This window comes from Microcoleus sp. Pol11C3 (genome assembly GCF_036701485.1).
GTDB lineage: Bacteria > Cyanobacteriota > Cyanobacteriia > Cyanobacteriales > Microcoleaceae > Microcoleus.
In genome coordinates, this window is sequence record NZ_JAUBQW010000287.1 from 1 (window position 1) to 1,886 (window position 1,886).

The 1,886-nt window shown below is 46.5% G+C and carries 2 protein-coding genes and 1 pseudogene; all 3 read right to left on the minus strand.

The genetic code is table 11. The annotated features are described in order from the left end of the window. Positions 1–147: 147 nt before the first annotated feature. Positions 148–453, minus strand: coding sequence for a small RNA NsiR4-regulated ssr1528 family protein (locus tag QUA40_RS28565; protein ID WP_333132057.1), 306 nt, complete (start codon positions 451–453; stop codon positions 148–150). 82 nt (positions 454–535) lie between these two features. Then, positions 536–1,512: pseudogene (locus tag QUA40_RS28570) on the minus strand (threo-3-hydroxy-L-aspartate ammonia-lyase). A gap of 108 nt (positions 1,513–1,620) precedes the next feature. Next, a partial coding sequence (locus QUA40_RS28575; RefSeq protein WP_333132059.1) for a hypothetical protein occupies positions 1,621–1,886 on the minus strand: 266 nt, incomplete at its 5' end.

Sequence of the window (1,886 nt, forward strand, 5' to 3'; positions counted from 1 at the left end):
CTATCCTTTCTCTGCGCTGTGCTTATCTCAATGGTCAACTTTCCGCTTGATGTATTTGCAAAAGTGAGATGCACCCAATTCACTCTTTGTGGAACAGGCCGGAAAGCCTGTTGTTGACAATGATGCAAGATGTGAGATGAATGCTATTTACTTAGTGCCGTAATAAAAGGCAATTTCTTTCTCTTTCAGCGGTGCAAAGTTGGCCGCAACCAGCATTTTATCGAGTTCCTCTTGTCCGATGTGTTTGACACCGATTCGGACAATGCGCGATCGCATGGTATTCGACACGCCACTGCGCTGTCTCCCGGCTTCTAATCCCATCACTTGCTCGTACAGGTCTAATTTTGCCTTGGGAATCGGAGTGCCGTCAAAGTCGATTCCAGATGCGATCGCCACATCGATCGCATCTGCACCAGTTGTAGATTGAGCCGCTGAGTTTGTTTTTTCAGACATTGTGCTGTGTTATCAAAGTTTGCTGTGCAAGCATTTTATCAGAGAAACTGCTACATAAATTATTCAATCTAAAATCTAAAATCTAAAACCGATTGACTTCCCTCAAATCGACATTTCCGCCGCTGACAATCACGCCAATCCTCCCATTTTTCGCCTGCACAACACCTGACAACAAAGCGGCCGCTGCTAACACTCCCGTCGGTTCCACAACTATCTTCATGCGTTCCCACATAAAAAACATTGTCTGGCGAATAGCGTCTTCGGAAACTGTTGCCATATCGTCCACATAATGCAGCACAAAAGGAAAGGTTAATTTCCCCAAAGATGGCGTGCGCGCACCATCAGCAATCGTATCCGGGTTAGTCACTGTGTGCAGCGTTTTCGTGCGGAACGATCGCGTCGCATCGTCTGCTTGTTCCGGTTCTACCCCGATTATTTTACACTGCGGAGACAAAGTTTTTGCTGCGATCGCGCATCCCGACAGCAAACCCCCGCCACCGCAACAAACTAACAGCAAATCCAACTCCCCAACTTCTGCGATTAATTCCAGCGCTGCCGTACCTTGTCCCGCAATCACCCGCGCATCATCATAAGGAGGAATAATTATCAAGTGTCGTTCTGCGCCAATTTTGGCGGTGAGGTCTTCCCGCAAAACTTGAGTGCGATCATATAAAATAATTTCTGCACCGTAGCCGCAAGTCGCCTCTTGCTTGACTTTTGGCGCATCTGCCGGCATGACAACAGTAGCAGGAATTTCTAGCAACCGTGCGCAAGGGCGATCGCCTGCGCGTGATTTCCCGAAGAAAAAGTCAAAACTCCCCGCTGTTTTTCGGCTTCAGATAGCTGCATCAAAGCATTGCAAGCACCCCGAAATTTAAACGAACCCGTGCGCTGAAAGTTCTCGCACTTGAAAAATACCTGAGAATTCGTCTGTGTGTTGAAAGTTTCCGAAGTCAGCACCGGCGTCTTGAAAGCTTTACCCTGCAAGCGCTTTGCCGCCGCCTCCACATCCGCGAAACAGACTGACAAGGGATTTTCAGCAGAGAAGTGGGCACTCATAGATTTTAGATTGGGACGATCGAGGACTCTATTTGTAGGGTGGGCATTGCCCGCTTCACTCCTACCATTAAACTATAAATTTTTATCAGAAGCTGTTGCGCTTAATTGTTAAAAAAGCTGTTGACTAAAATCAAAGCTATGACAATTTACTATCAAAAAGTAAAGAGGTGTTTGTACTTGCACAGGAGAGGGATTAATGAATACAAATTTAACCACCTCCCGATTAATTGTAGGGAAACGGCACGACGCAGTGTCATGAGTTTGGGTAATATCAAATCCGTTGGCATCGGAATTATTGTAGAAGTTCACGGGGGTAGTAAAAACCCAAAAAATCTGATAAGGTGAGGCACATGGAGAAGACAGTGCCGGAATTA